11 protein-coding genes are annotated in these 12,626 nt (G+C 63.6%); 8 read left to right on the top strand and 3 right to left on the bottom strand.

The features are described from left to right. The first annotated feature begins 111 nt into the window (after positions 1-111). The gene (locus ACVMB0_RS27215) at positions 112-438 is read left to right on the top strand and encodes an NIPSNAP family protein (protein ID WP_461348250.1); all 327 of its coding nucleotides are present in this window, start codon (positions 112-114) and stop codon (positions 436-438) included. 51 nt (positions 439-489) lie between these two features. On the opposite strand, the gene ACVMB0_RS27210 is transcribed toward ACVMB0_RS27215, so the two are convergent. Then, positions 490-822, bottom strand: coding sequence for a PAAR domain-containing protein (locus ACVMB0_RS27210; protein ID WP_461348249.1), 333 nt, complete (start codon positions 820-822; stop codon positions 490-492). A gap of 167 nt (positions 823-989) precedes the next feature. Here ACVMB0_RS27210 and kdsA point away from each other — a divergent pair, with 167 nt between their 5' ends. The 5 genes from kdsA to ACVMB0_RS27185 all read left to right on the top strand — a co-directional run bounded on the left by kdsA (position 990) and on the right by ACVMB0_RS27185 (position 8,029). After that, on the top strand, positions 990-1,844 hold the full coding sequence (gene kdsA, locus ACVMB0_RS27205; RefSeq protein ID WP_461348248.1) for a 3-deoxy-8-phosphooctulonate synthase: 855 nt from the start codon (positions 990-992) through the stop codon (positions 1,842-1,844). A 15-nt stretch (positions 1,845-1,859) separates the two neighbouring features. Continuing rightward, positions 1,860-3,056 (top strand): MFS transporter, encoded by a 1,197-nt coding sequence (locus ACVMB0_RS27200; RefSeq protein ID WP_461348247.1) that lies wholly within the window; start codon positions 1,860-1,862, stop codon positions 3,054-3,056. A gap of 230 nt (positions 3,057-3,286) precedes the next feature. Next, the gene (locus ACVMB0_RS27195; RefSeq protein ID WP_461348246.1) at positions 3,287-5,377 is read left to right on the top strand and encodes a GumC family protein; all 2,091 of its coding nucleotides are present in this window, start codon (positions 3,287-3,289) and stop codon (positions 5,375-5,377) included. Then, positions 5,374-6,705 carry a VpsF family polysaccharide biosynthesis protein gene (locus tag ACVMB0_RS27190; protein WP_461348245.1) on the top strand — a complete coding sequence of 444 codons (1,332 nt, stop codon included), beginning with the start codon at positions 5,374-5,376 and terminating at the stop codon, positions 6,703-6,705. The genes ACVMB0_RS27195 and ACVMB0_RS27190 overlap by 4 nt, the downstream gene beginning before the upstream one ends. A 13-nt stretch (positions 6,706-6,718) precedes the next feature. Next, positions 6,719-8,029: a glycoside hydrolase family 5 protein gene (locus ACVMB0_RS27185; protein WP_461348244.1), complete on the top strand. Its 1,311-nt coding sequence runs from the start codon at positions 6,719-6,721 to the stop codon at positions 8,027-8,029. A 21-nt stretch (positions 8,030-8,050) separates the two neighbouring features. On the opposite strand, the gene queF is transcribed toward ACVMB0_RS27185, so the two are convergent. Further along, positions 8,051-8,527: a preQ(1) synthase gene (gene queF / locus ACVMB0_RS27180; RefSeq protein ID WP_456754661.1), complete on the bottom strand. Its 477-nt coding sequence runs from the start codon at positions 8,525-8,527 to the stop codon at positions 8,051-8,053. Between the two features lie 165 nt (positions 8,528-8,692). Here queF and eno point away from each other — a divergent pair, with 165 nt between their 5' ends. Further along, complete coding sequence (gene eno / locus ACVMB0_RS27175) at positions 8,693-9,976, top strand: phosphopyruvate hydratase (RefSeq protein ID WP_456754662.1); 1,284 nt, start codon at positions 8,693-8,695, stop codon at positions 9,974-9,976. A 48-nt stretch (positions 9,977-10,024) separates the two neighbouring features. Then, positions 10,025-11,164, top strand: a complete 1,140-nt coding sequence (locus tag ACVMB0_RS27170; RefSeq protein ID WP_461348243.1) for a zinc-binding dehydrogenase — start codon at positions 10,025-10,027, stop codon at positions 11,162-11,164. 112 nt (positions 11,165-11,276) lie between these two features. Here ACVMB0_RS27170 and ACVMB0_RS27165 read toward each other — a convergent pair whose 3' ends face one another. Continuing rightward, complete coding sequence (locus ACVMB0_RS27165) at positions 11,277-12,392, bottom strand: D-alanine--D-alanine ligase family protein (protein WP_461348242.1); 1,116 nt, start codon at positions 12,390-12,392, stop codon at positions 11,277-11,279. Between the last annotated feature and the right edge of the window lie 234 nt (positions 12,393-12,626).

Raw genomic sequence — 12,626 nt, 5'->3', positions numbered from 1 at the left:
CGGAAATGGCCGCCCTCCGCGAGCAGGGGTGCCATGTTGTCACTCCCTCAAGACAGTCCGGAACCGAGTAGCTATAACCGCCCCCGCAAACAATTCTGGGGAGTACCGCCAATGATCTACGAGACCCGCGTCTATCGCTGTCTGCCGGGCCGGCTGCCGGCGCTGCTCAAGCGTTTCGAGACCATCACGCTCAAGCTGTGGGACAAGCACGGCATCAAGCAGGCCGGTTTCTTCACGACGCTGGTCGGCGAATCCAACCAGGAACTGACCTATCTGCTCGCCTGGGAATCGCTTGCCGAGCGCGACAAGAAGTGGACCGCGTTCACGACCGATCCGGAATGGATCAGCGCGCGCGCCAAGACCGAGGAGGACGGCCAGATCGTTCTCAACATCGTCAACCAGCTCCTGGTGCCGACGTCGTTCTCAGCGGTCAAGTGATGCGATGGCCGTCAGGGGCACGATGACGAGGCCTCGTCGTGCCGCAGCACCTTATTGCGGGCAGCCCGAGGTCTGATCGCCCTGGGTCACCATCGGCTTGCCGTTGATGAAGACGCCGTGACTGCCTGAGGTGGTCTTGCCGCCGCAATGCGTGCGGTCGCCCATCACGACCGCCGGCTTGCCGTTGATCAGCACGTTGGGCACGCCTTCGACCAGCGGGCCGCCATTGCTGGTGGTGTCTCCGCTGCGCGCCGCCGGCTTGCCGTTGATGGTGACGCCGGCGGCGCCGCTGGTGACGACCCCGGGCTGGCTGCTGGCTTGGCCATAGGCCAGGCCGGACATCGCCGACGAGGCGGCAAAGGCTCCGATCATCAACAGGCGCATGTCATCCTCATTGGGACTCTGTTCCGCTCAATCTACAGGGGCGGATGGGGCAGGATTGTGATAGCACGGCCCACCCACGGCGTCAGCGCAACCCCCTCATCGTGCGGGATGGCTTGATCCCTCCCGTGTGGGATTGCATGGTCGCAGGCCAATAAGGATACAGCATTTTGACCAATCAGGTTTCCGCGCCAGCCGCGCCGATCGTTGCCGTTGGATCGGCCAAATTCGGCAACGCCTTGCCGCTACAGATCATCGCCGGTCCCTGCCAGCTCGAGAGCCGCGCGCACGCGCTTGAAGTGGCCTCGGCGCTGAAGGAGATCGCGGCCAGGCTCAAGATCGGTCTGGTGTACAAAACCTCGTTCGACAAGGCGAACCGCACCAGCGCATCGGCGGCGCGCGGCATCGGACTGAAGCAGGCGCTGCCGATCTTCGCCGAAATCCGTTCGTCGCTCGGGCTCCCCGTGCTGACCGATGTGCATGAACCCGACCAGTGCGCGGAGGCGGCCCAGGCGGTCGACGTGTTGCAGATCCCGGCGTTCCTCTGCCGGCAGACCGATCTCTTGCTGGCCGCGGCCGCGACCGGCAAGGCCGTCAACGTCAAGAAGGGCCAGTTCCTGGCACCGTGGGACATGGCGAATGTAGTCAGCAAGATCACCGGTGCCGGCAACGCCAATGTGCTGGTCACCGAGCGCGGCGCGTCGTTCGGCTACAACACGCTGGTGTCCGACATGCGCGCGCTGCCGATCCTGTCGCGCACGACCGGCGCGCCCGTGATCTTCGACGCCACCCATTCGGTGCAGCAGCCCGGCGGCAAGGGCACTTCGTCGGGCGGCGAGCGCGAATTCGTGCCGGTGCTGGCGCGCGCGGCGGTCGCGGTCGGGGTTGCCGGCGTCTTCATCGAGACCCATCCCGATCCGGATCATGCGCCGTCCGATGGACCCAACATGGTGCCGCTGCGCGAGTTCGAATCCCTCGTCAAGCGGCTGATGCAGTTCGACGTGCTCGCCAAGACGGCAGCCTGACCGGCGGACAACGACATGACCGCAACCAGCGGCATGCCGCCGGCCCTCAATGTGATTACGCTGGCGACCTTCGCGGCGAGCCTGTCGGTGCGCGCGCTCGATCCGGTGCTGCCGCATGTCGCGGATGATTTCAGCGTCAGCATCGCGACCGCGGCGAGCTTTGCCGCGGTGTTCGCCTTCACCTTTGCCGCGGTCCAGCCGGCGATCGGCGCCGCCGCCGATCTGTTCGGCAAGGCGCGGTTGATGACGATCTGCCTCGGGCTGCTCGGCGTTGCCAACATCCTCGGCGCGCTCTCGACCTCGTTTCCGATGCTGTTCGTGACCCGCATCCTCGCCGGCGTCGGCTCGGGCGGCGTGTTTCCGGTGGCGCTGTCGTTGACCAGCGATCTCGTCGGCCCGGACAAGCGGCAGCTCGCGATCGGACGGACGCTGGCGGGCTCGATGACCGGCAATCTGCTCGGCGCCACGGCCTCGGGCCTGATCGGCGATCTGCTCGGCTGGCGCGGCGTGCTCGCGGTGCTCGGCGCCCTCGTGATCGTCGTCGCGCTGGCGGTCGCAGCCGGCTTCCGCGGCGCCGAGCTGAACCGGCCGCCGCGCACCAGCCTGAAGGCGCTGCGCCACGGCTATCGCACCATCTTCACCAACCCGAACGCGCGGATCTGCTATTCGGCGGTTTTCGTCGAAGGCTGCTGCGTGCTCGGCCTGTTTCCCTTCATCGCCTCGTTCCTGTTCGAGCTCGGCGAGACCTCGCTGTCGATCGCGGGCATCGTGATCGCGGGCTTTGCGATCGGCGGATTGCTCTACACGCTGACGGTGGCGCGCCTGCTGCCGATGATCGGGGTGAGGGGGATGATGATCGTTGGCGCGACGCTGGTCGCGATCCAGCTGGTCGGCGTCGCCTTCGGGCCGCACTGGAAGCTGCAGATGGCGGGCCTCCTGGTGATGGGCCTCGGCTTCTACATGATCCATGGCTGCCTGCAGGTGTTCGCCAGCGAGCTGTCGGTCGAGGCGCGCGCCACCGCGCTGTCGCTGCACTCGTTCTTCTTCTTCATGGGCCAGACCGTCGGCCCGATCGCCTACGGTTTCGGCTTGCAACACGCCGGCAAGACCGCGACGCTGGTCTCGGCGGGCGCGGTGATGGTCGTGCTCGGCTTCATCTGCGCAAGATTCCTCAAACAGCGGGCGCCAGCCGACGCGCATGCAGGGACCTGAGTGGGGGCTGCGAGGCATCCACGCCTCAATGGCTGCTCCCGGCCGCTATTGGTTCCCGCCCGACCCGGCGGACAATGCCGTAATCGCCAAAGGCTGCTGTCCGTTCACCGGACGCCACCACAGGAGGTAGGGCTGGATCGGGTAACCCCCGATTAACTGTACCTATTTACTTTACGGCCAGCCGTCGGCTGGTCCGGAGTCTTGTTGTGACGGTCGGGTTGGAGTTTGTAATGACCGCTCAGCAGGCAGACAGCAGCAAGGCAATCAGCGCCATTCTGCGCGGGGGGGCTGGATCGGTTCGGGACGGCGTCGACTTCAAGGACGTGACGGGCATTCTGCTCCGGCGCAAGGGCTGGATTTTCGGAGTGGCTGCGGCCTTCTGTGCGGTGGCGACGATCTATCTCGCGATCGCTCGGCCGATCTACACCGCGACCGCAGAGGTCTATGTCGATCCGCGCGACCGCACAACGCCGAAGGAAGAGCCTGCGGTGCAGAACTCCGTGCCCGGCGACGGCTTGCTGCTTGTTGAAAGCCAGTTGAAAATCATCACGTCCGGCGAAGTGCTGACGCGCGTCGTCGATGACATGAAGCTGGCTGACAATCCGGATTTCAATGGCCGGAGCGGCCTCTCGGCGACGATCAGGGCTCTGCTCGGATTGTCGCGGAATGAGTCCCCCGAACTGGTTGCCTTGCGCAATCTGCGCCTGAACACGGTCGTCAAGCGCAACGACCGTTCATTCGTCATCGATATCATGGTTTCGGCCAGGACACCGGAGCTGGCAGCCAAGCTCACCAATGCCGTGGCCAATGCCTTCCTCGAAGGGCAGGCCAGCGCGAACGCAAATTTCAACCGGCGCATTTCGGATGCGATCACGTCGCAGCTGGACCGGATGCGTGCTGCCGTCAACCAATCGGAGCAGGCCGTCGCTGCCTACAAGGCAGCCAATAACCTGGTCGGCGCGCGGAACAGATTGGTGACCGAACAGGAGCTCGACGAGGCCAATACCCAGCTGACCAGTGCGAAGACCCGGCTGAACGAGGCGCTGGCACGCGTCAAGCTGATTGAATCGATCGAGGCTGGCGGCGCGCAGTTGGAGGCCTTGCCGGAAGCCGTCCAGTCCGCGACGATCGCGCAGCTTCGGGCCCGCGCGGCGGATGTTTCCCGCGACGAAGCGCAACTGGCGCTGATCAATGGACCCAATCATCCCGCCCTGCGGGCCGCGCGCGCCCAGCTCCATGACGTGCAGGTCGCGATCAAGAACGAAGTCAGGCTGATCGCCGAGGCGGTCCGAAACGTGGCCGCCGGCGAGCGAACAAACGTCCAGACCCTCCAGGCGCGTTTCGATGCATTGAAGAAGCTCTCGGAAAACAACGAAAAGGTCATGGTGCCGCTGCGCGAGCTCGAGCGTAAGGCGGACTCCGATCGTTCCCTCTACGAGACCTTTCTTGCGAAAGCCAAGACGGCGGGCGTGCAGGAGGTTATCGACACCACCAATATCAGGCTGATCTCGCAAGCGTCGCCGCCGGATCGCAAGAGCTGGCCGCCGACCGCGATCATCATGGCGGCGGCGTTGTTCGGTGGTCTTAGTCTGGGTATCGTCCTGGCCCTGGCGCGCGAAGGTTTCGATTCTGGGGACAGGGAGGCACCAAACTCGAATACGAGGCGCGTAAGGGTGCCACCGCCGGTGCAGCCGGAAGCCAGCCATCCCGTCAGAGCGGACCGGCGAATGGGCGGCCAAGTCCGACTGGACGATTTTGCGGCAGAACTGCTTGGCGCACCCTCGGGGCATTCCGTGCTGCTGGTCCGCGCCTCGTCCGAGGCCTCGCTCGATCTGGCGGCGTTGGAACTGGCACGTTCGATCGACGCGGCCGGACAGAAGGTAATCGTCATCGATGCCGATCTGGCGCGCCATCCCGTGACGTCGCGGCTACGTTTCGGCCAGCGCCCGGGCATCCGCGATGTGCTGGCGGGCAAATCCACGATCGAGCGGGCAGCCCACGCATTGGGAAAAACGAACATTCGGATCGTTCCGGCCGGCGTAACGACATTGGCTTCGCCGGACCATCAGATGCGCTATTTGCTCTCGACTGCCTTGAAGGAGGCACGCAGCTTCGATCGCGTCGTCATCGACGGTGGGGAGCTGGGCGGGACGCCGTCCGAATTGGGGCTTTACGCCATGGCTGACGAGGTGATCTTCCTGGAATCTCCGAGAGGCGCCAGGACGGATGATGCGCAGGTTCTGGCCGAGTTGCTGAAGCACAATCAAATCAAGGCCAGATCCGTCATTGTCGATTCCGATCCTGAAACAGTGGCGGCATGAGTCCCAACAGCCGCGTTGGCGATGATGGAATCACGCTCGCGCGTGCAGCGTCGTCTGGCGGAACGATCAGACTGAGGTTGCCGTTTGCCGGCCCTCGCATCCAAAAAATGCTGGCGGCTTATTTTGTCCTGCTGTTCGTTCCTTCGACGTTTCTCGATCTGATCGGCTATGATTATTCATCGATCGGCGGAATGCCGCTCACGAAGATACACGTAGCCACCTATTTCATCGTCTTGCTGTTTGTGGCCTTCATCGTCTCATATCCGCAGAAGTCGGATCTTGCCCGTTACTATCTGGCGACAAAGCTTGGAACGATCTACTTCTTTCTCGCGACAACCTTCGCAGTGATCAACATCGTCGTCGGTCGGCGGAACGGATTCGGGATGTATTTCGACACCGATCTACATCTGTTTCTGTGCTGCATGCTGCTGCCATTCGTGCCGCCGGACGGCATGGAAAGGCTTGAGCGCTTCCTGCATTGGTTTTTTGCGATCAACGCGGTTCTCGGTATTTTCGAGCTGGTTTCCGGCGTCAATGTTTTTCCGCTCATGACATACTCGCCGGATGGCATGACGACCCTGGAACCGCGGGCAACCGCTTTTCTCAGTCATCCGCTTCACGCGGCAACCGTAACCTGCGCTTACATCGTCAGCCTCCTGGTCGGCGCCGGCAGGCTGTTGCGTCCCGACTTGCGCATTCCGATGATCGGCTTGCAAACGGTCGCGCTGCTTGCCTTTGGCGGCCGGACCGCTTTGCTGTTGACCCTGGCCATCCTGGCTTTCGCCTCGCTATGGCAGGTGCTGCGGTTTACCGGGGGAAGGCATATTTCGCGCACCAAGGTGATCCTTGCGATCGCGACCGTTCCGGTTGGGATCGCGATCGTCTCCGTTCTGGCCTACGCCGGATTCTTCGACCAGTTTCTCGATCGCTTTTCGGAGGACGGCGGCAGCGCCCGCAGCCGCGTGCTGATGCTCCCGCTTCTCTTGTCCTTTAACTGGACGGACTTTCTGTGGGGCGCGAACACCGACTATGCCGTGGCGCAGGTCTATTCCTTCGGTTTGGAATGGGGGGTAGAGAATCCCTTTATCCAGATGAGTGTTTTTCAGGGCGTGGTGGTCGCATCCCTGGTCATGTCGGGGCTGCTGCTACTCTTGTATGATGTCTACAAGCGTCTTGATGCCACCGTGATCTTTCCGATCGTCATTTACCTGTCGCTTTGCAACACTTTCGGATCATTCGCAGGGCGCTTCGTCAATTTTTCGATTTTCATCGTCATGATCTCGGCGCTGTTCCGGCGGCGCGATGTTCCGAGGGACTACGTGACCTGACAAGGAACACTTCATGGCCGTGCCGATGTTGGACCCTCATATCGCTCCACCCGCGATTGTGCTTCAAATTGCAGATCGCGAGCGGCCATCGGCACATGGCGGCCGCCTCCTGCCATCCGGCTTCTTGAAGACGTCGGAAAGCCAGATCGTGGACGAGACGGGCCGCAGCGTTCGCATCGCGTCGATCGGTTGGAACGGTACGGATAGTCCGCCGGGCGCGGCGCTCTCGGGCCTATGGCGGGTGAGCTACACGACTGTCCTGGATTCCATCGTCGCCGATGGATTCAACGCGGTCAGAATCCCCTGGACCGATGCCGGCCTCGATGCGCCGCTCAATGGCTACAGCGATCGGCTCGGCTGGATTCATACGACCTTGAACTGGGATCTGGTGGCCGACCCGGTGCCGGATGTGGACGGACACTATCGATACGTCACCACGTTGCAGCTGTTCGAAAAAGTCGTCGCCTACGCCGGTCAGATCGGCTTGAAGGTGATTTTCGACCATCACAGCAACGCGGGGACCGAGCAGAAGAACGGCCTTTGGTTTGATCTGGGACCGGGGAGCGAGGGGAGGGACGAAGGCATCAAAGGTCGGATCACCGCCGACATGTTCAGGCAAAATTGGGTGCGGATGGCCCGAACATTTGCCGGAAATTCCACCGTGATCGGCTTCGATCTGCATAACGAGCCGAACGGCGAAAAGGGGCGCATTACCTGGGGAGGCGGCGGGCCGACGGACATCAAGGCGATGTGTGAAAGCGTGGGCACAGCGATCCAGTCGGTCAACAAGGACGTCCTGATTATCTGTCCTGGGCCGTTCTTTTATTCACCCCCGCCGCCGGCCTCGGGGATGGATCCAAGATATGCCTCCCCTGCGGGAAATCTGACCGCTGCGGGGGCCAATCCCGTGAAATTGCCGATTGCCAACAAGCTGGTCTACACCGTCCATGAATATCCGGACGAAGTGTCCGATATTGCGCGATTTGGTTTGGCGCAAAGTGGCGCAGACTACGTCGATCGGATGAACCGTACCTGGGGCTATCTGGTCCGGGACAATATCGCGCCGGTCTGGATCGGCGAGATGGGCTCGTCGCTGCGGACACAGGCTGATCGTGACTGGGCCGCGACATTGATCGGCTACATGGCGGGCGAATATGGCAGCCAAGGCGGCCCGGCATTTGGCCCCGGTCAACAACCCATCAGCGGCAGTTGGTGGTTGATCGGTCCATCGAACGATCCGCCCTATGGTTTGCAAACGGAATGGGGCATCGGCAATTACCGACGGGAACAGCAGGCGATCACCGACCGCATGCTGATGCGATAGACATCAACCTCTTTGCGGGGTTCAGCCGCGCCCGCGATACGTCGCGACGCCCTGGTCGGGAACCCAGATGCCCTTCGGCAGTCTTCCGGTCTGGAAGAACACGTCGATCGGGATGCCGCCGCGCGGGTACCAGTAGCCGCCGATGCGCAGCCATTTCGGCTTGATCTCGTCTGATATCCGCTTGCCGATCATGACGGTGCAGTCCTCGTGGAAGGCGCCGTGGTTGCGGAAGCTCGCGGCGAACAGCTTCAGCGACTTGGATTCCAGCAGCCAGCGGCCCGGCACATAGTCGATCACCAGATGCGCGAAATCCGGTTGGCCCGTCACCGGGCAGATCGAGGTGAACTCCGGCACCGTGAAGCGGACCAGATAATCGGTCCCAGCTTGCGGATTGGGCACGCGGTCGAGCTGCGCCTTGTCCGGCGCGTCGGGCCATTCCACCGCACGGCCGAGCTGCAGGCCGGGGGAGGTCGTTGATTTGCTGGATGTCTTTGCCATTGGGGTCTCCGTTCGGGTCTCATAGAGCATGATCCGGAAAAGTGGAAACCGGTTTTCCTGCAAAACAACCCCATGCAAAGGAGCCCGTCAGGCGGCCTTTTCCCCCTCGATGCATTGCGGTAGAAGCACCGCCATCCGACCCCCTCACTGCCATAAGAGGTTCTCATGACTGACATCGTCGACATCATCGGCCGCGAAATCCTTGATAGCCGCGGCAATCCTACGGTCGAGGTCGATGTGGTGCTGGAGGATGGGTCAATCGGCCGCGCGGCAGTGCCCTCGGGCGCCTCCACCGGTGCCCATGAGGCGGTGGAACTGCGCGACGGCGACAAGACGCGCTATCTCGGCAAGGGCGTGCAGAAGGCGGTTGCCGCGGTCAATGGCGAGATCTTCGAGGCGCTCGCCGATCACTCGGTCGAGGACCAGGTCGCGATCGACCAGATCATGATCGATCTCGACGGCACGCCGAACAAGAGCCGGCTCGGCGCCAACGCCATCCTCGGCGTCTCGCTGGCCTGCGCCAAGGCCGCCGCCGAATCCTTCGACATGCCGCTGTATCGCTATGTCGGCGGCACCTCGGCGCGGACGCTGCCGGTGCCGATGATGAACATCATCAATGGCGGCGTGCATGCCGACAATCCGATCGACTTCCAGGAATTCATGATCCTGCCGGTCGGCGCCACCTCGTTCGCCGAAGCGCTGCGCTGCGGCTCGGAGATCTTCCACACCCTGCGCGGCGAATTGAAGAAGGCCGGCCACAACACCAATGTCGGCGACGAGGGCGGCTTCGCGCCGAACCTGCCGTCGGCCGACGCCGCGCTCGAGTTCGTGATGAATGCGATCGGCAAGGCCGGCTACAAGGCCGGCGACGACGTCGTGCTCGGTCTCGACTGCGCCTCCACCGAGTTCTTCAAGGAAGGCGCCTACGTCTATGGCGGCGAGAACAAGACCCGTTCGCGCTCCGAGCAGGTGAAGTATCTCGCCGATCTGGTCGGCCGCTATCCGATCGTCACCATCGAGGACGGCATGTCGGAAGACGACATGGACGGCTGGAAGGAGCTGACGGATGCGATCGGCAGCAAGTGCCAGCTGGTCGGCGACGATCTGTTCGTCACCAACGTCAAGCGGCTCGCCGACGGCATCAAGAACGGCCGCGGCAATTCGATCCTGGTCAAGGTCAACCAGATCGGCACGCTGACCGAGACGCTGGCGGCGATCGAGATGGCCTACAAGGCCGGCTACACCGCCGTGATGTCGCATCGCTCCGGCGAGACCGAGGACTCCACCATCGCCGACCTCGCGGTCGCGACCAATTGCGGGCAGATCAAGACCGGCTCGCTGGCGCGCTCCGACCGCACCGCCAAGTACAACCAGCTGCTGCGCATCGAGCAGCAGCTCGGCACGCAGGCGAAATACGCCGGCAGAGCGGCCTTGAAGGCGCTGGCGTAACGCCCCAACTGATCGGGACTGAACAAGACGCAAAAAAGGGAGGTCGGGATGAGCGACGGCAAGAGCGGTCTGCAACTGCGTTCGCTGCTCAAGAAGGATGGCGAGCTGGAATTGTCGCTGGTCAATGTCCCGACCCCCGAGCCCGGTCCCGACGAGGTCGTGGTCCGGGTCGAGGCGACCCCGATCAATCCGTCCGACCTCGGTCTCTTGATCGGCCCCGCCGACATGACGGCCGCGAAGGTCTCCGGCAACAAGGACCTGCCGGTCGTGACCGCGCGCGTGCCGGATGCGGCGTTGCCGGGCCTCGCCGCGCGGCTCGACGAGTCGATGCCGGTCGGCAATGAAGGCGCCGGCGTCGTGATCCGGACCGGCTCCTCGGACGCCGCGAAGGCGCTGATGGGCAAGACGGTCGCGATGATCGGCGGCGCGATGTATGCGCAATACCGCACGCTGCGGGTCGGCGAATGCCTGCCGCTGCCCGAGGGCACCACGCCGGCGGAAGGCGCTTCCTGCTTCGTCAATCCGCTGACCGCGCTCGGCATGACCGAGACGATGCGGCGCGAGGGGCACAAGGCGCTGGTGCACACCGCGGCGGCGTCCAACCTCGGCCAGATGCTGAACAGGATCTGCCTCAAGGACGAGATCGGCCTCGTCAACATCGTGCGCAACAAGGAGCAGGCCGAGATCCTGCACAAGATCGGCGCCCGGCATGTCGTCGATTCCTCGGCGCCCGATTTCATGGACAAGCTCACCGCCGCGCTGGTCGAGACCGGCGCGACCATCGCCTTCGATGCGATCGGCGGCGGCAAGCTCGCGGGCCAGATCCTGGTCGCGATGGAGACCGCGATCAACAAGACCGCCAAGGCCTATAGCCGCTACGGCTCGAACGTGCACAAGCAGGTCTATGTCTATGGCAGCCTCGACAGCCGATCGATCGAGCTGCCGCGCGGCTTCGGCATGGCCTGGGGCGTCGGCGGCTGGCTGCTGTTCCCGTTCCTGATGAAGATCGGCCCCGAGGCCGGCAACAAGCTGCGTCAGCGCGTGGTGGCCGAGCTGAAGACGACCTTCGCCAGCCACTACACCAAGGTGGTGTCGTTGCAGGAGACCCTGCAGCTCGACAACATCGCCGTCTACAACAAGCGCGCGACCGGCGAGAAATTCCTGATCAACCCGAACAAGGCTACGTAACGCGAGCGTCGTCCGTAGCCCGGATGGAGCGCAGCGCAATCCGGGATCAGTCAATCCAGGGAACGGGCGGCCCCGGATTGCGCTGCGCTCCATGCGGGCTACGAACAGTGTTCTATTCGCGCTCGAACGCCAGCTTCCTGGAACGCTTGTGACGCTCCAGGGCATGGCCAATCAGGACATCCATCAATCCGGATTGCGGCAGGCCGCTGGCCTCCCACAGCCGCGGATACATGCTGATATCGGTGAAGCCGGGCAGGGTGTTCGCCTCGTTGACGAACACCTGCTCGCCATGGAGGAAGAAGTCGATCCGCGCCATGCCTTCGCAGCCGAGCACGCTGAAGGTCTTGATCGCAAGCTCCCGGATGCGATCGGCGACGGCAGCGGGAACGTCGGCCGGCACCTGAAGCAGGGCGCCATCCGCATCGAGATATTTGGCGTCGTAGGAGTAGAAGCCGTGCTTGTCGGACGGCACGATCTCTCCGAGCTGGGAGGCGCGGATGCGGCCCTCGGCATCCTCGAGCACGGCGCACTCGACCTCGCGGATCGGTGCGACACAGCGCTCGATCAGGATCTTGATGTCGAAGCGAAACGCCAACCGGCAGCCGGCCGCGAACTCCTCTGCATTGCGCGCCTTCGACACGCCGACCGACGATCCCATATTGGCGGGCTTGACGAACACCTCCTGCGATCCGAGGGCGCTGACGGCATCGTCATAGCTGACGGGCGCCGCGGCCGACAACACGACAAAGGGGACGATCGGCAAGCCCGCCTCGCGCAACAGCCGCTTGGCGAGATCCTTGTCCATGCCGGCCGCCGAGCCCATCACGCGCGAGCCGACATAGGCCACGTCGGACAGCTCCAGCGCGCCCTGCACCGTGCCGTCTTCGCCGTTCGGGCCATGCAGCACCGGAAATACGACGTCGAACGCCGGCAATTCCTGAACGCCCGCAGCGCCGCTTCCCAGCGCAAGCGTGCGGCCCTGGCCTCCCGGCAGCAGCGCGAGCTGCGGTCCGTCGAGCGGGATGGTCAACGCGCTGCCGCCGGTGCCGGCGCCGTTGCCCGAGCCAATCGCGATCCAGCGGCCATCCCGGGTGATGCCGATCGTCGTGGCCTCGTAGCGATCCGGGTCGAGCGAGCGCAGCACGTTGGCGGCCGATGCCCGCGAGACGTCATGCTCGGCGGATCGCCCGCCGAACAGGATTGCGACCCGTATCTTGCGCTCTGCCATGGCCTGCTCTTCGGTCGGGTGCACGCTGCGTGGAATCGGCGCACATTATGTTTTGACGAACGTGTCGACATTTGGCCCCGGGCCACCGCTGAATCGCGGCCGGCCAATGCTACAGCGTGCGCCGCTCGGTCCAATTTCGCGAACACTGCGTTTCCGGAATTGCACAATCCATGCACTTGCATCTTTTTCGCCGCGCCGGTAGGTGAGATCGACCTGTTCTGCTTCCAAGCGCAA

It is taken from the genome of Bradyrhizobium sp. USDA 4451, from assembly GCF_054822585.1.
The sequence above is the reverse complement of the archived record's forward strand: the minus strand, read 5'-3'. Positions and strand labels throughout refer to the sequence as shown.

What these genes read in the sequence shown, in the direction of transcription:
- ACVMB0_RS27215 (WP_461348250.1), top strand. Translation starts at nt 112, where the DNA reads ATGATCTACGAGACCCGCGTCTATCGCTGTCTGCCGGGCCGGCTGCCG.
- ACVMB0_RS27210 (WP_461348249.1), bottom strand. Translation starts at nt 822, where the DNA reads ATGCGCCTGTTGATGATCGGAGCCTTTGCCGCCTCGTCGGCGATGTCC.
- ACVMB0_RS27200 (WP_461348247.1), top strand. Translation starts at nt 1,860, where the DNA reads ATGACCGCAACCAGCGGCATGCCGCCGGCCCTCAATGTGATTACGCTG.
- ACVMB0_RS27195 (WP_461348246.1), top strand. Translation starts at nt 3,287, where the DNA reads ATGACCGCTCAGCAGGCAGACAGCAGCAAGGCAATCAGCGCCATTCTG.
- ACVMB0_RS27190 (WP_461348245.1), top strand. Translation starts at nt 5,374, where the DNA reads ATGAGTCCCAACAGCCGCGTTGGCGATGATGGAATCACGCTCGCGCGT.
- ACVMB0_RS27185 (WP_461348244.1), top strand. Translation starts at nt 6,719, where the DNA reads ATGGCCGTGCCGATGTTGGACCCTCATATCGCTCCACCCGCGATTGTG.
- queF (WP_456754661.1), bottom strand. Translation starts at nt 8,527, where the DNA reads ATGGCAAAGACATCCAGCAAATCAACGACCTCCCCCGGCCTGCAGCTC.
- eno (WP_456754662.1), top strand. Translation starts at nt 8,693, where the DNA reads ATGACTGACATCGTCGACATCATCGGCCGCGAAATCCTTGATAGCCGC.
- ACVMB0_RS27170 (WP_461348243.1), top strand. Translation starts at nt 10,025, where the DNA reads ATGAGCGACGGCAAGAGCGGTCTGCAACTGCGTTCGCTGCTCAAGAAG.
- ACVMB0_RS27165 (WP_461348242.1), bottom strand. Translation starts at nt 12,392, where the DNA reads ATGGCAGAGCGCAAGATACGGGTCGCAATCCTGTTCGGCGGGCGATCC.